The 18,417-nt window shown below is 72.3% G+C and carries 13 protein-coding genes and 1 pseudogene; 11 read left to right on the top strand and 3 right to left on the bottom strand.

Annotation, left to right across the window (positions count from 1 at the left end; all coding sequences use genetic code 11):
- Positions 1-34: 34 nt before the first annotated feature.
- From ACWF9Z_RS30100 to ACWF9Z_RS30050, 11 genes are all read left to right on the top strand, one after another.
- Positions 35-1,069, top strand: coding sequence for an FUSC family protein (locus ACWF9Z_RS30100; protein WP_453607206.1), 1,035 nt, complete (start codon positions 35-37; stop codon positions 1,067-1,069).
- A gap of 361 nt (positions 1,070-1,430) precedes the next feature.
- Positions 1,431-4,325 (top strand): collagenase, encoded by a 2,895-nt coding sequence (locus ACWF9Z_RS30095; protein ID WP_453607204.1) that lies wholly within the window; start codon positions 1,431-1,433, stop codon positions 4,323-4,325.
- 420 nt (positions 4,326-4,745) lie between these two features.
- Positions 4,746-5,579: an SDR family oxidoreductase gene (locus ACWF9Z_RS30090; RefSeq protein ID WP_453607202.1), complete on the top strand. Its 834-nt coding sequence runs from the start codon at positions 4,746-4,748 to the stop codon at positions 5,577-5,579.
- Between the two features lie 260 nt (positions 5,580-5,839).
- Entirely contained in the window at positions 5,840-6,892 is a 1,053-nt protein-coding gene (locus tag ACWF9Z_RS30085) for a helix-turn-helix domain-containing protein (RefSeq protein WP_453607201.1), read from the top strand.
- 72 nt (positions 6,893-6,964) lie between these two features.
- On the top strand, positions 6,965-7,762 hold the full coding sequence (locus ACWF9Z_RS30080; RefSeq protein ID WP_453607199.1) for a thymidylate synthase: 798 nt from the start codon (positions 6,965-6,967) through the stop codon (positions 7,760-7,762).
- Positions 7,759-8,289, top strand: a complete 531-nt coding sequence (locus ACWF9Z_RS30075; protein ID WP_453607196.1) for a dihydrofolate reductase — start codon at positions 7,759-7,761, stop codon at positions 8,287-8,289. The genes ACWF9Z_RS30080 and ACWF9Z_RS30075 overlap by 4 nt, the downstream gene beginning before the upstream one ends.
- 138 nt (positions 8,290-8,427) lie before the next feature.
- Positions 8,428-9,159 (top strand): DUF4232 domain-containing protein, encoded by a 732-nt coding sequence (locus ACWF9Z_RS30070; protein ID WP_453607194.1) that lies wholly within the window; start codon positions 8,428-8,430, stop codon positions 9,157-9,159.
- A 379-nt stretch (positions 9,160-9,538) separates the two neighbouring features.
- Positions 9,539-12,526: a type I polyketide synthase gene (locus tag ACWF9Z_RS30065; RefSeq protein ID WP_453607192.1), complete on the top strand. Its 2,988-nt coding sequence runs from the start codon at positions 9,539-9,541 to the stop codon at positions 12,524-12,526.
- Positions 12,527-12,598: 72 nt separating this feature from the next.
- Positions 12,599-13,204 (top strand): aminotransferase class I/II-fold pyridoxal phosphate-dependent enzyme, encoded by a 606-nt coding sequence (locus tag ACWF9Z_RS30060; protein ID WP_453607286.1) that lies wholly within the window; start codon positions 12,599-12,601, stop codon positions 13,202-13,204.
- A gap of 131 nt (positions 13,205-13,335) precedes the next feature.
- Positions 13,336-15,792: a SpoIIE family protein phosphatase gene (locus ACWF9Z_RS30055; protein WP_453607191.1), complete on the top strand. Its 2,457-nt coding sequence runs from the start codon at positions 13,336-13,338 to the stop codon at positions 15,790-15,792.
- Between the two features lie 203 nt (positions 15,793-15,995).
- Entirely contained in the window at positions 15,996-16,205 is a 210-nt protein-coding gene (locus ACWF9Z_RS30050; RefSeq protein ID WP_356658546.1) for a response regulator transcription factor, read from the top strand.
- 108 nt (positions 16,206-16,313) lie between these two features.
- On the opposite strand, the gene ACWF9Z_RS30045 is transcribed toward ACWF9Z_RS30050, so the two are convergent.
- From ACWF9Z_RS30045 to ACWF9Z_RS30035, 3 genes and pseudogenes are all read right to left on the bottom strand, one after another.
- Complete coding sequence (locus ACWF9Z_RS30045) at positions 16,314-17,318, bottom strand: serine/threonine-protein kinase (protein WP_453607188.1); 1,005 nt, start codon at positions 17,316-17,318, stop codon at positions 16,314-16,316.
- Positions 17,319-17,473: 155 nt separating this feature from the next.
- Positions 17,474-18,040 carry a hypothetical protein gene (locus ACWF9Z_RS30040; RefSeq protein ID WP_453607186.1) on the bottom strand — a complete coding sequence of 189 codons (567 nt, stop codon included), beginning with the start codon at positions 18,038-18,040 and terminating at the stop codon, positions 17,474-17,476.
- 56 nt (positions 18,041-18,096) lie between these two features.
- A pseudogene (locus ACWF9Z_RS30035) lies at positions 18,097-18,417 on the bottom strand (hypothetical protein); the annotation flags it as partial.

Below are 18,417 nucleotides of genomic sequence, written 5' to 3'. Positions count from 1 at the left end.
ACGGCGGGCACGGACGCCACACCGAAGGGTTCGGATGACCGATCTCGCTGACGCACTGGCACGGCGGGCCGGCCGGGCCCGCGCACTCGTGCGCGACGAAGGTCCGGCGGCGGCCCGCATTCTGGTCAGCGTCACCGTCTCCTGGCAGGTCGCGCTGTGGCTGGGAGCCACCCAGCCACCGGTGTTCGCGGCGATCGTCCCGCTGGTGGCCCTGCGCGGCGATCCGCTGACGGCCCTGGGCACCTCGCTCCGGCGCACCCTGGGCGTGGTGGCCGGTGTCCTCATCGCGATCGCCGCCCTCAACGTCCTGCGCCCGTCGACCGCCACCCTGGCCCTGGTGGTGGCCCTGGGCCTGGGTGTCGGCATGGTCCTCCGGGCCGGCGGCGGGCTGAACATCCAGGTCGCGGCGTCGTCCCTGCTGGTCTTCGCCAACGCCTCGCCCGACGCCTACGCGCTGGACCGCGTCTGGGAGACCGCGCAGGGAGCGGCGGTGACCATCCTGCTCGCCCCGCTGCTGTGGCCACCGGACCCCCACCGCATCCTGGCCGCCGTCGCCGACGACTGCCGTGCGCGCCTGACGGGCGCCTTCACCAGCACCGCGGCGGCCCTGGGCGCCGGACCGGCCGCGGCCGTCGACAACCTCGCCCGGACGAACGCCCACGCCGAGGCGGTCCACGTGAGCGCCGCACGGGCCCGCGAGGCCGAACGCGCCATGCGCTTCAACCCCCTGCGCCGCCATCAGCGCGACGCGGTACGGCTCCAGGCCCGGAGCATCGCCCTCGCCGACGGGCTCACCGTGCCCCTGGCGAACCTGGCCGGGGAGGTCGCCCGGCTGGCCGGCCGGGAGGACCTCGTCCCGGAGCTCGACCGGGCTCGGCTCCGTCTCCCCGAACTGGGCTCGCTCACCGCGCGGGCCATCGAGCACGCCCTGACCGGGGACGATCCGGGTCCTGCCGTGAACGCCGCCCGTGACCGCCTGGCCGCGTACGCCCACGCGGACTCCCGGCCCGTCGCCGTCGTCCTGCGCCGGCCCTTCGCCCAGGTCCTCGACGAGCTGGACCGGCGGTAGGCGGTAGGCGGTTCGGCCAGGCCCCGGGGCTCCACGCCCCGGGCTCCGGCCCCGGACGCTGGGGGGCGGACCCGGACCCGGACCCGTTGCCGGCCGCCCGGCCCGGGCCGCCCTGCGGATAGGCCCGGGCGAACCCGGCATGTCGCGCCGGTGACGCGGAGCTGACAGTGGCTCGGATTCCGAGAGTGCCGCCGACCCTCTTCCAGAGCCATGTGATGTGTGCCATGTTACATCGCACAGTTCGTTATCGTGCACACGCCAGAGTTGAAATCCCCGTCAACTCCCTTTGGCAGCACGGTCCGCACTCCCATTTCGCCGTGCCGCCAGCACGGCCGCAGACCTGCTCGGAGGCCAACCCCCCATGCGCAGAACCCCCACGACCAAGGGCCGTGTCCGGCCCCTCATAGCCGCCCTGGCCTGTTGTCTGGGCCTGACCCTGCTCGCCCCCGCCGGCCAGGCCCTCGCGCGCGACGTGAACCCGTCCGCCCCCGCCCAGAGCTCGGCGCCGGGTCTCGCCCCGCAGCCCTCGACGGAGTCGGCGGCCATCGCCGCGCTGCGGGCCGAGCACGCCGCCCGGCCGAGCGCGGACCTGTCCGAGCGCGCCCCGCTCCGGGCGGTCGAGGACCCGGAACAGAGTCGACAGCGCGTGACCGACGCGAAGTCGGCTCCCAGCGCCCTCTCCGCCGCGGCCTGCAACATCGCCGACTTCACCTCGAAGACCGGCAATGAACTCGTGCAGCAGATCAAGTCCTCCGAGATGGGCTGCGTGAACTCGCTGTTCCTGCTCAAGGGCGCGGACGCCAAGGCCGCCTTCCGCGAGGCGCAGATGGTCTCGGTAGCCGACGCGCTGCGTGCCGGATCCGCCAACTACCCGGGCGACAACAGCACTTCCATCGGACAGCTGGTGCTCTACCTGCGCGCGGGATACTTCGTGCAGTGGTACAACGCCTCCACCGTCGGCACCTACGGCCCGGCCCTGAAGAGCTCGATCCGAGGCGCCCTGGACACCTTCTACGCCGCGCCGCGCTCCAACGACGTGACCGACGCCAACGGAGCGACCCTCTCCGAAGCGGTCATCCTGGTCGACAGCGCCCAGGAGAACGCCCGCTACCTCGGTGTGGTCAAGCGTCTGCTGACCGGCTACAACTCCACCTACGACAGCTCCTACTCCATGGTCGCGGCGGTCAACAACGCCTACACCATCCTGTTCCGCGGCCACCAGACCCCTGAGTTCCCGCCCGCCGTGCAGGCCGACCCCAGCATCCTCACCGTGCTGCGCGACTTCGCCGTGGCCCACGACGACCTGCTGGGCACCGGGAAGAGCTACCTGGCGGCCAACGCCGGCCGTGAGCTCGGCCGCTTCCTGCAGTACTCCGCGCTCCAGACCACCGTCCGGCCGCTCGTCAAGCAGCTGCTCGACCGCGGCGCGATCACCGGCCGGACCGCCTCGCTCTGGGTGCCGCTCGCCGAGATGACCTCCTCGTACGACGCGTCCAACTGCGCCTACTACAACACCTGTGACCTGCCGAACCGGGCGCGCACCGCCGTCCTGACGGTCAAGCACACCTGCAGCCCGAGCCTGCGCATCATCGCCCAGCAGATGACCGCCACCGAACTGGCCGCCAGCTGCACCAGCCTGGCCAACCAGGACGCCTTCTTCCACGGCGTGGTGAAGGACGGCGGCGCGGTCGCGAACGACAACAACACCAGCCTCGAGGTGGTGGCGTTCGACTCCAGCGCCGACTACCAGACCTACGCCGGCGTCATCTTCGGCATCAGCACCAACAACGGCGGCATGTACCTCGAGGGCAACCCGGCAGCCGCCGGGAACCAGCCGCGCTTCATCGCCTACGAGGCGGAGTGGGTGCGCCCCGAGTTCCAGATCTGGAACCTCAACCACGAGTACACCCACTACCTCGACGGCCGCTTCGACATGTTCGGCGACTTCAACGCGGGCATGACGACCCCGACCGTCATGTGGGTCGAGGGCTTCGCGGAGTACATCTCGTACTCGTACCGCAACGTCACCGACGACCGCGCGGTCACCGAGGCGGCCGCGAACACGTACAAGCTCAGCACGCTGTTCGACACCACGTACGACAACGCGGATTCCACCCGCGTCTACCAGTGGGGTTACCTGGCGGTCCGCTACCTGATCCAGTCGCACCCGCAGGACGTGACCACGCTGCTCGGCCACTACCGCACCGGCAACTGGGCGGCCGCCCGCACCCTGCTCACCTCCACCATCGGCACCCGGTACGACGCCGACTTCTCCGCCTGGCTGGCCAGGTGCGCCGCCGGTGAATGCGCTGGCACCACCACCCCGCCCGGCAACAAGGCCCCGGTGGCCGGATTCACCGCCTCGGTGAACGCCCTGACCGTCAACTTCGCCGACACCTCCACCGACGCGGACGGCACCATCGCCTCCCGCGCCTGGAACTTCGGCGACGGCAGCAGCTCCACCGCCGCCAACCCGGCCAAGACCTTCGCCGCGGCCGGCACCTACACCGTGCGGCTCACCGTCACGGACAACAAGGGAGCCACCGCCAGCACGAGCAAGGCGGTCACCGTGGGGACCGCCGGGCCCGCCGAGTGCGCCGACGCCGACATCCGGGTGCTGGGCGACAACTGCACCCGCTCCAACGTCTCCGCCACCACCGGGAACTACCGCTACTTCTACCTGAAGGTCCCCGCCGGCACGACCCGGCTCAAGATCTCCGCCACCGGCGGCACGGGCAACGCGGACCTCTACTACAGCCCGACCACCTGGGCCACCACCGGCAACTACACCGCCCGCTCCACGCAGGCCGGCAACACCGAAACCCTGACCATCGACAACCCGGCGGCCGGCTACGTCTACATCAGCCTCCACGCCGCCCAGGAATTCACCAACGCCACTCTCACGACCCAGTTCGGGGCGGCCGCCTCCGAGTGCACCCCCGCGGACATCCGGGTGCTGGGCGACAACTGCAGCCGCTCCAACGTCTCCGCCACCACCGGGAACTACCGCTACTTCTACGTGAACGTCCCCGCCGGCACGACCCGGCTCAAGATCTCCACCAGCGGCGGCACCGGGAACGCGGACCTCTACTACAGCCCCACCACCTGGGCCACCACCGGCAACTACACCGCCCGCTCCACGCAGGCCGGCAACACCGAAACCCTCACCATCGACAACCCGGCGGCCGGCTACGTCTACATCAGCCTCCACGCCGCCCAGGAATTCACCAACGCCACCATCACGACCCAGTTCTGAACCTGACCGAAGCGTCGGCCCCACCCCTCTGAGGAGGGGTGGGGCCGACCCCGTTCCCGCGGCAGGTCCTCCGCCCCGCGGGTGAGGGCGCGTGCGCGCCCTTTCGTGCGCCCGCGCGCCTCCACGCGCCCCCGCAGGAGGGATGACCACGGGCCCGGAGCGCCACGACCATGAACTGCCGCCACCGCCCGGGCAACCGCGACCGCGGCGGCCCGGGCGGCCTGCCCGGGCCGGCCACCGCCGTCGCGCGCACGGGGCGGCCGTACGACGCCACCGCCGGAACCAGAGCCGCATCCCTGCCCCCGTCACACCCACGGGCACAGGCACAGGCACAGGCACGGGCACGGGCACGGGCACGGGCACGGGCACGGGCACGGGCACCACCATCATCCGGAACCACTCTGCTCTCACGGGGGAACGATGGGACGACGCTGGCTGGTCACGGGATGTTCTTCCGGCCTCGGGCACGCGCTGGCCACCGCCGCGGCGCGGGCCGGCGACGAACTGGCGGTCACCGCCCGCAAGACCGCCGATCTGGAAGACCTGGCTGCCGCCTGGCCCGGCCGCATCACCCCGATCCCGCTCGAGCTGCGTGACGCCGCCTCGTGCGCGGAAGCCGTCCGCACCGCGACCGACCGACTCGGCGGCATCGACGTCCTCGTCAACAACGCCGGGACCGGACTGTTCGGCGCGGTCGAGGAGGTCTCGGACTCCGAGCTCCGCGACCAGCTGGAGACCCTGATCGTGGGTCCCTGGCGGCTCACCCGCCTCGTCCTGCCCCTGATGCGGGCCCAGGGACACGGACACATCGTCAACGTCTCCTCCGTGGTCGGCCGCATGGCCTTCCCGGGGCTGGGCGCCTACGGCGCCGGGAAGCACGCCCTCGAGGGCATGAGCCAGGCCCTGGCCCTCGAGACCGCTCCGCACCACATCCGCGTCACCGTGCTCGAACCGGGCATGTTCGCCACGCGCTACGGCACGTCCATGGCCCAGTCGGGCCACCGGGTCCCCGCTTACGACGTGACCAACCGCGAGATGCTCGAAGGCGCCCGCGGCCTCGCGGACAACCCCGGGACGGGCCGCCCCGAGGACTTCGCCGCCCGGGTCCTCGACATCGTCGCCGCCGAGGCCCCGACGCCCCTGCGGATCCCCGTCGGTGATGACGCCTACGGCTACCTGGACCTGGCCGAGCGGTCGTACCGCGAGGAGTACGACGCGGCCCGGATCCTCACGCAGGGACCGCCACCGGTCTGACGACGGCCGGTTGACCGGATCCCGAGCCCCCCACCCCCGTGGGGGAGCTCCGATCCGGCCGGCCCCCTGGTCCGCACCGGAGGGGCGCGGGCGGGAACGGACCCCACCCTATGGCCGAGAAGATCCCTCGGCCCCTGACAGCACACGTCAGCAAGGGGACCGAACGCGCCACGGGGGGACCGTCCACGCCATGGTGGGGACACCGGGACCCGAACCCCGCCCCTCATCTGGTATTTCGTGCTGGCCTATGCTCAACCCCCGTGGTCTCGTACGCACATCAGGGGACAACCTCCTCCGCCCTCGCCCGTCTGTCCGTCAACGTCGCCCGGTTGCTCGGGATTCCCCGGCACGGATACGCGCACCTGCTGGGCCTGGCCCCCGAGCACCTCAACGACGACCTCTGCCGGACCCCGGCGGCCACGAGCATCCGCGTCGCCGAACTCACGACCGTCTACGCTCCCTGGACGGACATGTCCGTGCTGCTGGCCCAGCAGTCGGACATCGGCAGCCTCGGGGTCTGGGACTACCTGATCACCTCCGCGCCCACACCGCTCGAAGGCATCCGCGACGCCTCGGCCCACTTCGCCTCCGTCGCCGACACCGGCACGGACAACCTCCGGGTCACCGAGGACGGCGAACAGGTCACCATCAGCCACGTCAACGAGGCCGATCTGACCTATGAAGCGGCCTGCGCCATCCGCGGCTACGCGCTCGGCCTGTACCAGCGACGCCTCAGTGAGGCCGCGGGGCGGTGCCTCGTCCCCCTCCACGTCTCCCTGGCCGCCAGGGCACCCCGCCACCATCACGCCCTGACCGAGCTCTACGGCACCCGCACCATCGAGTTCGAAGCCCCCTCCAGCTCGATCACCTTCCTCGCCGCCGACCTCGACACCCCGACGCCCCACGCCCAGCCCGGCCTGTCGGCCGTGCTCCGTCGGCACGCCGAACAGAACCTCACCAGCTCGACCGCCCTGCACAGCTGGCTGGACCTCTTCCGCACGGCCCTGTCCTGCGCCCACGACGAAGGCGCCCCCACCCTGACCGCGGTGGCGCGGCGCCTGGCCGTCAGCCCACGGACCCTCCAGCGCCGCCTCGACGAACACGGCACCACGTGGAGCAGCGAGGCCGAATCCGTACGCCGGTCCCAGGTCACGCGGCTGCTCCACCACACCGACCTGAGCGTCGGCTCCGTAGCCGCTCGCAGCGGTTACGCCGACGCGCGCGCCCTGCGCCGGGCGGTGCAGCGCTGGTACGGCACCACACCGGCGGCCCTGCGCCGCACCGGCCCCGTGACCGCGCCGCCCGGATGCTGAACCCGGTGACCGGGCGGGACCGGCGGCGGCCGCCACCAGGGCGGTACCCGCGGCCCAGTAGACTCTGTGGCTGTGGCGGATACTCAGTACGAAGACTTGTTGCGCACGGTGCTCACCTCCGGGACGGCCAAAGCCGACCGGACGGGCACGGGCACCCGGAGTGTCTTCGGGCACCAACTGCGCTACGACCTGTCGCAGGGGTTCCCGCTGGTCACCACCAAGAAGGTGCACCTCAAGTCCATCGTGTACGAGCTGCTGTGGTTCCTGCGCGGCGACTCGAACGTCGGCTGGCTGCGCGAGCACGGTGTCACCATCTGGGACGAGTGGGCGGACGCGGACGGCGAGCTCGGCCCGGTCTACGGCGTGCAGTGGCGCTCGTGGCCCACGCCGGACGGCCGGCACATCGACCAGATCAGCGAGGTCCTCGACACGCTGCGTCGCGACCCGGACTCCCGGCGGATGATCGTCTCCGCCTGGAACGTCGCCGAACTGCCCGCGATGGCGCTCGCGCCGTGCCACGCCTTCTTCCAGTTCTACGTCGCCGACGGCAAGCTCTCCTGCCAGCTGTACCAGCGCAGTGCGGACCTGTTCCTCGGCGTCCCGTTCAACATCGCCAGTTACGCCCTGCTCACGCACATGGTGGCGCAGCAGATCGGCCTCGAACCCGGCGATTTCATCTGGACCGGCGGCGACTGCCACATCTACGACAACCACACCGCGCAGGTGACCGAGCAGCTCTCGCGCATGCCGTTCGCGTTCCCCGAGCTGCGCCTGCGCCAGGCCGACTCGCTGTTCGACTACGCCTACTCCGACGTGGAGATCGTCGACTACAAGCACCACCCGGCCATCAAGGCTCAGGTGGCGGTGTGAACGTCGGGCTGATCTGGGCACAGACCCTCGAAGGCGTGATCGGCGCGGACAACACGATTCCGTGGCGTCTCCCCGAGGACATGGCGCACTTCAAGGCGACCACCCTCGGCCACCCCGTGGTGATGGGCCGCAAGACGTGGGATTCGCTGCCTCCGCGATTCCGTCCGCTGTCCGGCAGGCGCAACATCGTGCTGACGCGCGATCCCCGGTGGGCGGCCGAAGGCGCGGAGCGCGCCGAGTCGATCGCCCGGGCGCTGGACCTCGCGGCCGAGCCCGACGCATCGGCCGGGGGAACGGTCCCGACCGCGGCGTGGGTGATCGGCGGCGGCGAAATCTACCGAGCTGCCCTGCCCTACGCCACGGCGCTCTCGGTGACCGAAGTCGACTCACCGGTGAAGGGCGACACCCATGCCCCGTCGCCGGACGCGACGTGGACCCTCACCGAGGACGGGGGCTGGCGCTCCTCGGCCTCCGGGCTGCGCTACCGCATCCGCGGGTACACCCGGTCGGTTGCGGCCAGGCCCTGAGCGGGAAAGGAAGCATGACCGCCGTGTGCGCGATCGGCGACCATTCCCTGTGAGAAGGCGTACGGCGCTCTCCTCGGAGCATGAACCGGGGAACAGCCGGACGACCTGAAGCACGTGAAGGCCCATGGGGGGACCAGCATGCGCACGACCCGCACGCGGTGCACGACGTACGCCCTGAGGGCCCTGGCCATCGCCGCCCTCCTCTCGTCCGCGGCCTGCGGCTCGGACGGCAAGGACGACACGGCGGGCCCGACCGCCCCGCCCGGTACACCGAGCGGATCCGCATCCGGGTCCGGGTCCGCTTCCGCCGGGCCCGGCGCCCCGAGCCCGACCCCTTCCCCCGGCGCGGCCTCGACTCCCCGGCCCAGCAGCGCCGGCGGCGAGGACGGCGCGGACGCGAACGGCGAGGGCTCCGGCGACGACGAGAGGAACGCCACCCCGTCCTGCACCGACGCGAACGTCTCGCTCACCGCGACGTTCTACCCGCAGGACGGCGACCGGCACGTCCTGCTCACCGCCACCAACATCGGCGACAAGGCCTGCACCCTCTACCTCTACCCGAAGGTGTGGCTCGGGGCCGGCGCCCGGGATCCGATCGGTCCCCTGGAGTCCGACTGGCACGCGATCGCCACGATCGGACCGAACGAGAAGGCGTACTCGGGCATCCGCCTCTCCCGGGCCGGCGAGCGGACCGACAGCGTGAAGTCGCTGGCCGTCGGCTTCCGGACCCGCGACGCCGACCACGACGCGACCAAGCCCCTCGACGTCCCGCTGTCCACGCCCGGTTCCCTGAACGTCGGCCCCCTCCCCGGGGTCATCTTCTGGAACAACGACGTCCGCGTGGTGGAGAAGTACCTGCTGGCCACCTGACGGCCGTGCGGCCCTCCCCGGCGCCGGCCCGCTGCGGCCGGTCCGGATCCGGGCCCTCCCGCGCGGTGCGGCCGCCCCGTGGGCGCCGCGCCCGCCCGCCCCGGTGCAGCCGCCCGCCCCGGTGCACCCCTCGCGCGGAAACCGCCGGGACCGCCGAGGTCACCGGGACCGGGGCGGCCGACGAGACCCTGCCTTCGGCTCCTGTCAAGTGACGAACACCCGGGGCTACGGCCGCGCGCCTTCTCCGGGCACGGTGGAAGTCGACCGTCCCGCGCTCAGCTCCCCGCGCACCGCTGGCCGCTGACCGCCAGGACGCACACCCCGTCCCCGTCGCCTCGGTTGCCGACCGCCCAGGGCTCTACGCCAAGGAAGACCTCTCATGACTGACATCGCCATCACCGGACTCGGCTGCCGCTTCCCCGGAGCCCCCGACGTCCGCGGCTACTGGAAGCTCCTGATGAGCGGTGAACGGCAGTTCTCCGCCGTCCCGGGGAAGCGCTGGAACCATGACGCCTTCCACGCGCCCGGCGACCGGCCGGCCCCCCATGCCGCGTACACCGACCAGGTCGCCTTCCTGAACGACGTGGACCGCTTCGACGCCCTGCACTACGGGGTCCCGCCCGCACGCGCCCGCGCCATGGACCCGCGGCACCGGCTGATGCTCGACGTCAGCCGCGAGGCCCTCGACGACGCGGGGCTGGGGCGCGGCGACTTCGACCGGGAGAACACCGGGGTCTTCTTCGGGATGCCGGTGTCCGACGACAAGGACCTCATGACGGCACCCTTCCGGGCCGTCTCCCTGGCCGAGGCCCCGTCCGCGGCGGACCGGCCCGGCCTCCTCGACTCCGCCAGGGAGCGGGCGGGACGGCTCGGCACCATCGAGGCCTTCACCCTGCCCGGGAGCCTCCTCAACATGGCTTCCGGCACCGTGAGCCGGCACTTCGACCTCGGCGGCCCGAGCTTCGCCGTCGACGCCGCCTGTTCCGGCTCGCTGGTGGCCCTCGACCAGGCACTGGCCCACTTGCGCCAGGGGTCCTGCCGGACCGCTCTCGTCGGCGGCGGGTACCTCAACCTCACCCCGGACAGCCTGGTCGGCTTCTCCCGGCTCCGCGCGCTGTCCGCCACCGGGATGTGCCGCCCGTTCGACGAGGCGGCCGACGGCTTCGTCCTCGGCGAAGGCGCCGGTGTCGTCGTCCTGCGGCCCCTTGCCGACGCGCTCGCCGACGGCGACCGCGTCTACGCGGTGATCAAGGGCATCGGCTCGGCCAACGACGGCGTGTCCCCGGTACCGCTGGTTCCCACGGCCGAGGGCCAGCTCCGCGCCATGCTCCGGGCCTACGAGGACGCGGGGGTTCCCCCGTCCTCCGTGGGCTTCCTCGAGGCCCACGGAACCGGTACCGCGGCCGGCGACCGTGCCGAGGCCCAGGCCCTGCTCCGGCTGCGCACCGAATATCCCGACGACGACCCCGGTCTGTGCTACCTCGGCTCGGGCAAGGCCCTCATCGGGCACGCGCTCGCCGCGGCGGGCATCGCCGGACTGATCAAGACGGCCCTGGTCGTCCACCACCGCACGATCGTGCCGCAGCCGAAGACCATCCCCCATCCCGACCTGGGCATCTCCGCGGCGGGCCTGCGCTTCGCCGAGACCCCGCGGCCCTTTCCGAGCGGCGGCGCCCCACGTCGCGCCGCCGTCAGCTCGTTCGGTTTCGGCGGGACGAACGTCCACGTGGTGCTGGAGGAACAGCAGCCCGCCCCCGCCCACGCCCCCGCCCACGGCCACCTCCCGGAAGGAACCCGACGAACCCGACGGGCCGAACCGACCGAAGACGTCGAGGGCACCGAACGCACCGAACGCACCGAACGCACCGACCGGGCCGAAAGCACCGACCGGGCCGACGGGGGTGGACCCCAGCTCGTCCTCCTCTCGGCCGGCAGCCCCGAACTGCTGGTCCAGCACATCGGCGGCGTACTCGACGCACTCGACACGGCGGACGAGCCGCCGCTGGCCGCCGTGGCCCACACCCTGGGCTCCCGTGAACCCCTGAGGGCCCGGATCGCGATCGTCGCCACCGACACGGACGGATTCGTCCGGCGGCTGCGCCACGCCCGTGAGCAGCTCCTGGCCGGCACGCGGGGCGACCTCGGCGACGGCGCGTTCGCCGCCGACGCTCCCCTGCCGCCCGCACAGCGCCGCATCGCCTTCGTCTTCCCCGGTCAGGGCGGTCAGCGGCCGGGCATGATGAAGGACCTGTACGACAGGTTCGCCGGCTTCCGCTCGGCCGTGGGCGTCCTCGGCGCCGTCGCCCGGCGGGACCTCGGCTTCGACCTGGGCGAGCTGCTGTACGGCGGGGCCGGGACGTCCGGCGACGACGCGGAGGACCTCCGGCAGCGGCTCGCCTCCACCGAGGTGTGCCAGCCCCTGCTCGGTACCGTCCAGATCGCCGCGACCCGGGTCCTCGCCGACTGTGGCGTCGCGCCCGACCTCGCGCTCGGCCACGGCGTCGGAGAGTTCGCCGCGGCCGCGGCGGCCGGAGCGCTCAACCAGGTGGACGCCGTCCGGCTGCTGGTCCACCGGGGCGCCGCCCTGCGGCGGGCCGACAGCGGCCCGGGCGGGATGCTCGCCGTACAGAGCGACAAGGAGACCTGCCGCCGGCTCGTCGAGGACATCGACGACGTGTGGCTCGCCTGCTTCAACCAGCCGCGGCAGGTCGTGGTCAGCGGTACGCGGCAGGGGATCGCCGCCCTGCGACAGGCCTGCGCCGAAGCCGGGATCGTCACGGCGGCCCTCGACGCGTCCCACGCCTTCCATTCGCCGCGGATGGCCCCGGCCGAGGAGAGGATGCGCTCGGGCCTCGCCTCCCGCCGCATCAGCAGCCCCGTACTGCCGTTCGTCTCGTCCGTGAACGCCGAGGTCTGCACCGACCCCGGCCGGCTGCGCGAGCTCTGGACCCGTCACGCCTCCACGCCGGTCCACTTCAGCGATGCCGTCCGTACCGCCTACGACGAGGGTGCCCGCGTCTTCCTCCAGGTGAGCGGCGGCAGCTCGCTCCTCACCTCGGTCCGCCGCAACCTCACAGGTCACGGCGATCTTCACGTCGTGCCCGTCGGCGCGGAGGTGCCGGACGACGGACGTGCCTTCGTCCTGGCCCTCGCCCGGCTCGCGGTCCTGGGCACCCCGGTCGACCCGCGCGCCCTGGTTCCCCGGGAGGACCGTCGGCTGCTGGACCTTCCGGTGGCACGGCTCGACGCGCGGTCCTCCCGGGGGTCGAGCACGGGCACCGCGAAGAAGGACGCCTCGTCCGCCCTGCCCCTCCCGCCCCGGCCCGTACCGTCCGAGGAGATCTCGGCGACGGCCGGTTCCCGGTGAGCCATCTGCGCTCCGACCAGCTGCTGATCGACGAGCTCGGTTTCGGCCCTCGTCGGACCCGGGGACCTCGTCATCCACGACCCCCTCGCCCACGACAGCGTCCTGCAGGGGTGCACGCTCTCCGGCGCGACCGGTCGCGGCACGGGCGAGTACCACGACGTCGAGCGCTCGGCCGTTGATCTCTGGTCGGGCACGCTGTCCAAGGCCCTCGCGAGCTGCGGCGGCTACGTCGCGGGGAGCCGCGCGGTCGTCGGGTACCTCCGCTACACCGTTCCGGGCTTCGTCTACAGCGCCGGCGTGACCCCGGCCGGCACCGCCGCGGCCCTGGCGTCCGTGCGCCTGCCGCGTGCGGAGCCGCAGCGCGTGGCACGTCTGTCGGCGAACGCCGCGCTGTTCGTCCGGCTGGCGCGGGCCGCGGGCGCCGATGTCGGGGACCGTCACGGCACGCCGATCGTCCCGTGCATCGTCGGGGACTCGCTGGAGACCCTGCGGCTCACGGAGTCCCTGTTCCAGCGGGGCATCAGCGTCAACCCGATCCTCCACCCGGCGGTACCCGAGGAAATGGCCCGGCTGCGCTTCTTCCTCACCTGCGATCACACGCCCGACCAGATCCGTCGGGCCGTGACCGCGTTGGGGCGCGGGCTGCGGGAGCTGGACACGGTGGCCCGCGCGGCCTGACGCCGTCCCCCGTGGCCGCGCTGCGTTGGTGCTCACTGTCCCGCCGGATCATGCTTGTCAGTGGAGCCCCTGGCCGTGGAGGTCCCGTGCGCGACAGCGGGCAGGAACTAGCGAGGGCGAGATGAGCTGCGATGGAGCGACTTCCCACCTCTCCTGGTGAGCGGCCGGAGGAGCAGACGGACACCTCCGTCGGGTCGGCGTACACGGCCACGGCCACCGTCAACCAGCAGGGCCTCGTCACCGAGTGGAGCGAGGGCGCCCGTCGCCTGCTCGGTTACCTGCCCGCCGAGATCGTGGGCCGGCCCGCCGCCGGCCTGCTCGCCGATGGCGACGGCAATCCGTTGCAGGGGGTCCCCGCCGAGCAGGACCGGTGGAGCGGCACCGTGTCACTGCGGCACCGGGACGGCCGGCCGCTGGAGCGCAGGGTCCTCGCGCACCGCTGGACGTCCACCAGCGGAACCATCAGGTGGTTCGTGGTGTCCGCCGTGGCGGGCGAGCCGCGGACGCCCCGGGACGAGCCGCTGGAGGAGTGGGCGTTCACCCAGTCCCCCTCCTTCCTGGCGATCTTCGACGAGGATCTGCGGCTGGTGACGGCGAACGCCGGCCTCAAGCGCGCGCTCTCCTTGGAGGAGGCCGAGATGCGCGGGCTGCGTCTGCCGGAAATCGCGCCGGGCCCGGTCGGCGACGAGACCGAGCGGATGATGCGGCTGGTGCTCGAGACCGGTGAACCCCAGTACGTCGACGCCTTCGTCCGCCCCACGCGTACGGGTACGGGGCGCGGCTGGGCGACCTCGCTGGCCCCTCTGCGGGACCCCGACGGCCGGGTGCGCGCCGTGTGCCTCACCGCGCAGGACAGGACCGGCGCCGAGGGTGGCGACCGGGACCGGCCGCTCTCGCCGCACGCCGGCGCCGAAGACGTCGCCGCCGCCGCTCGCATCGGTACCACCCCGGACAGCGCCCGTACCGCGCAGGAGCTGGCCGACGTCGCCGTTCCCCACCTCGCCGACTTCGCGGTCGTCGATCTGCTGGACCCTTTCCCGCGCCGCGGCGAGCCGGCCCGCGGTGCGGTGACGGGCCCGGTCACCGTGCGCCGTACCGCGGTGCGCTCGGTCCTGGACGGGAACCCGGAGTCCCGGGTCGCGGTCGGACAGACGACCGTGTATCCGGCGCTGTCGCCCCCCGTCGAGTGTCTGGCCGCGGGCCGCGGCGCGTTCTACGGGGCGAGCGACCCGTCCATCGCCCGATGGGTGGCCGAGGACTCCAAGGCGGCGTGGATCCGCGAGTCCGGGACCCACTCGATGATGGTGGTGCCGCTCAGTGCCGGGGGTCGCGTTCTCGGGGTGGCCGTCTTCTGCCGTCACCGGCGCCGGGAGCCCTTCCAGCCGAAGGACCTGTGGCTCGCCGAGGAGCTCACGGCCAAGGCGGCCGTCAGCATCCAGAGCGCGCCCCGGCACCTGCGGGAGCACACCTCGACCATGACCCTGCAGCGCAGTCTGCTCCCGCACAAGCTGCCCGATCAGACGGCGCTGGAGATCGCCACCCGTTACCTGCCCGCCGGTGGCGAGGCCGGCGTGGGCGGGGACTGGTTCGACGTGATCCCGCTGTCCGGCGCACGCGTCGCCCTCGTCGTGGGCGATGTCGTCGGACACGGCATCCGGGCCTCCGCGACCATGGGACGGCTGCGCACCGCGGTACGCACGCTGGCCGACGTCGACCTGCCGCCCGACGAGCTGCTCACCCATCTCGACGACCTCGTCATCCGCCTCTCCGCCGACGAGGCCGACCCGGGAGGGGCCGGTGAGGCCGCCGGGGGCATCGGCACGACCTGCCTGTACGTGGTCTACGACCCGGTCACCCGTCACTGCACCGTCGCCCGCGCGGGCCACCCGCCACCCGTCGTCGTCTCCCCGGAGGGCTCCGTCTACCTCCTCGACGTCCCGGCCGGCCCGCCGCTGGGCCTGGGGGGCCTGCCCTTCGAGACCATCGAGGTGGAGCTGCCCGAGTGGAGCATCCTCTGCCTCTACACCGACGGTCTGCTGCAAGCCCGCGAGCACGACATCGACGAGGCCCTGGACAGCATGTTCACGGCTCTCGCCCGCCCCGCCTCCACGCTGGACACGGTCTGCGACCGCGTTCTGACAGCACTGCTGACGCACCCGCCGGACGACGACGTGGCCCTGCTCGTCGCGCGGACACGGGCCCTGCACGCGGACAAGGTCGTCGTCTGGGACGTGCCGCCCGACCCCTCCGTCGTCGCCCACGCCCGTCGGGACGCCACCGAGCAGCTGACGGCCTGGGGGCTCGAGGACGCCGCCTTCGTCACGGAGCTCGTGGTGAGCGAGCTGGTCACCAATGCGATCCGCTACGGCGAGCCGCCCATCCAGCTGCGGCTGATCCACGAGAACACCACCCTCATCTGCGAGGTCTCGGACTCGAGCAACACCGCCCCGCACATGCGGCGTGCCCGGATATTCGACGAGGGAGGGCGGGGCCTGCTGCTGGTCGCCCAGCTCGCCCAGCGCTGGGGCACCCGGCACACCCCCTCCGGCAAGACCATCTGGGCCGAACAGTCCCTCGTCGGGTTCTGAGGAGGACACGGCCCCGCCGCGATCGTCGCTGACACGCCGGTGCGGATGTTCCCTGTGACACGCCTGTGACAGTCGACGGACACGCTCATGAAGTCCCACCGACAAGCTCTTTAACACGGACATACACCCACATTCGTGGATATGTCTCCTGCTTCCGAAGGTGCGAGCAGAGATGACCGAGCCGACGCGTCGGAGGAAATCCCATGAGCCTCACACTCGCCACTCCCGCACTCGCCCCCCGCGAGCAGGAAGCACTGCGCCACATCGCCGCAGGATGCACGTACGTGCAGGCCGCCCGCTCCATGGGACTCTCCCGGCACACGGTCGACGCCTACCTCCGCCGCATCCGCGCCAAGCTGGGCATCAGTACCTCGGCCGAGATGATGCGCGCCGCCATCTCCATGGGGCTCTGACCCCCCACCCGTTCCCCTCACCCGCCCCACTCACACGACCCCACTCTCCCGACCCCCTCCTCCGCCTCGTACGGGCTGCGGCTTCCGCCTCGTACGGGGCTTCGGGCGTTACGGACGCCCGGGCGGCCGGGCGAACACCGGCCGTGCCCAGTCCGGAGGATCCGGAGGCGGAACGCGCTTCACCGAAGCCCCGGCCGACCGGGGAGCCGCACGCGAGGACCGGGCGGCGGCGCTCGTGGTGGCCACGCGCAGGGCGGCCACGAAGTCCCGGCACGAGTCGTAACGGTCCTCCGGCACCTTGGCCAGAGCCTTCGCCAGCACCTCGTCAGCAGCCGGCGCCAACCCAGGCCGCCTCTCCGTCAGGAGGGGCGGTTTCTCGTATTGGTGCGCCCACAGCAGCGCCATGGCGTCGTCGCGCTCGAAGGGCGGACCGCCGGCGAGGGTCTCGTAGACGACACAGGCCAGGCTGTAGACATCGCACCGGCCGTCCACGGGGCGGCCGGAGATCTGTTCCGGCGCCATGTAGTCGAGCGTCCCGACGAACTCGCCCGCGGTGGTGAACCCCGTGAGCGAGAGCGATCTCTTCGTCAGCCCGAAATCCGTGAGGTAGACGTGCTCGGGGTGGTCGCTGTCGACGCCCGGGGCGACCAGGATGTTGCCGGGCTTGACGTCCCGGTGCACCAGATCGTGTTCGTGGGCCGCGTCGAGCGCCGAGGCCACCTGGGCGGCGATGCGCACGGCCTTCTCCACGGGGAGCGGACCTTCCTCGTCCAACAGGACCCGCAGATCCTGCCCGGCGACGTACCGCATGGCGATGTACAGGACTCCGTCGGTCTCACCGGCTTCGAAGATCGGCACGATGTGCGGGTGGTCGATCCTCGCGGCCACCCGCGACTCGTGGGTGAACCGGCGGCGGAAGACGTCGTCGCGCACCCGTTCCGGGGCGATCAGCTTGAGCGCGACCGTGCGGTCCAGACGGAGGTCCTTCGCGCTGTAGACGACGGCCATGCCGCCGCGGCCGATCAAGCGCTCGATCCGGTAGCCCGCGATCTCCGTGCCGATCAGGGCGGAGGGCCGGCCCGAATCGGCGCCCCGGTTGGATGCCGTGCCCATCACGCGCCTCCCCGCACCCGGCCGACCGATCGGAGCCGCTGCGGCGCCGGCACGCGACAGCGCCGACCGGGATCTCGGTCGGCGCGATTGGCCGCTCTCTTCCGTACCTGAAATTCTATCGAGTGATCCACACGCGTGCCCGTCAAGGGGCGGGGTCAGCCTTCGCCTCCGTTTCCGCCCCTGCCGCCCTGGCCGCTGGTCGCGCAGCCGATGCCTACGCAGATTCCGCCGGTGCCGCCCTTGCCGCCGTTGCCGCCGTCACCGCCGGCCGGTGCGGCACCGCCGTTGCCACCGTTGCCACCGTTGGCGCTCGCGCCGCACACTCCGGCGCAGACGCCGCCCTTGCCGCCGTTGGTGCCGTTGCCGCCCGTCCCGCCGGTGGTGCCGGCGCCGCCGTTGGCGCTGCCGTTGCAGAGGCCGACGCAGACGCCGCCCTTGCCGCCGTTGGTCCCGTTGACGGTTCCGTCGCAGCTGCCGGCGCAGACCTTGTCACCGACGCGGACACTGCCGTTGCCCACCTTGACCCCGCTGGCCACCTTGCTGCCGAAGCGGCTCGTGCCCGGACGGCTCTCGCCCCCGTGGTGCTCTCCGGTGACCGAGACCGTCGCGGTCGTCAGGCTCGTCGTCTGAGCCGCCGTGGCGGCGGGCACCATCGCACCGGCACCGATCAGGGTCGTCGAGACGACGAGACCGAGGCGGAACTTCCAAGAACGTGCGCGCATGGCATTCTCCCTTGCTGAGGAATCGCTTTCCGCTTCCGAGTGAATTGACTGCCCGATCAGGAGGAGGAGGGGGAGCCGATTCCCATCAGGGCGAACCAGTCGCCGTCGACGTAGTTCTTCTTCCAGGTGTCCAGCTGCTCGTCGGAGATCTTGTACTTCTTGGTGATCTTGTCCCGGGTCTCGTCGGAGTCGTCGGCGAGCAGGGTCATCACGATGCGGACCCGGTCCACGCCGGTCAGTTCGGACTTGGTCTTGTCGGGCAGGTCCTCGAAGCGGAAGCAACCTGCGCGGCCGGGCTTGCCGGGCTTGCCGGGCTCACCGGGCCGTCCGCCCTTGCCGCCTTCGCCGCCCTTTCCGCCTTCGCCGCCTTCGCCGCC

Source organism: Streptomyces sp. NPDC054961 (assembly GCF_053609145.1).
This window is presented reverse-complemented; position numbering and strand designations above follow the sequence as displayed.

Excerpts from the sequence above, each read along its gene's own strand:
- ACWF9Z_RS30050 (WP_356658546.1), top strand. The coding sequence starts at position 15,996 with ATGAGCCTCACACTCGCCACTCCCGCACTCGCCCCCCGCGAGCAGGAA.
- ACWF9Z_RS30095 (WP_453607204.1), top strand. The coding sequence starts at position 1,431 with ATGCGCAGAACCCCCACGACCAAGGGCCGTGTCCGGCCCCTCATAGCC.
- ACWF9Z_RS30065 (WP_453607192.1), top strand. The coding sequence starts at position 9,539 with ATGACTGACATCGCCATCACCGGACTCGGCTGCCGCTTCCCCGGAGCC.
- ACWF9Z_RS30055 (WP_453607191.1), top strand. The coding sequence starts at position 13,336 with ATGGAGCGACTTCCCACCTCTCCTGGTGAGCGGCCGGAGGAGCAGACG.
- ACWF9Z_RS30040 (WP_453607186.1), bottom strand. The coding sequence starts at position 18,040 with ATGCGCGCACGTTCTTGGAAGTTCCGCCTCGGTCTCGTCGTCTCGACG.
- ACWF9Z_RS30090 (WP_453607202.1), top strand. The coding sequence starts at position 4,746 with ATGGGACGACGCTGGCTGGTCACGGGATGTTCTTCCGGCCTCGGGCAC.
- ACWF9Z_RS30100 (WP_453607206.1), top strand. The coding sequence starts at position 35 with ATGACCGATCTCGCTGACGCACTGGCACGGCGGGCCGGCCGGGCCCGC.
- ACWF9Z_RS30045 (WP_453607188.1), bottom strand. The coding sequence starts at position 17,318 with ATGGGCACGGCATCCAACCGGGGCGCCGATTCGGGCCGGCCCTCCGCC.
- ACWF9Z_RS30070 (WP_453607194.1), top strand. The coding sequence starts at position 8,428 with ATGCGCACGACCCGCACGCGGTGCACGACGTACGCCCTGAGGGCCCTG.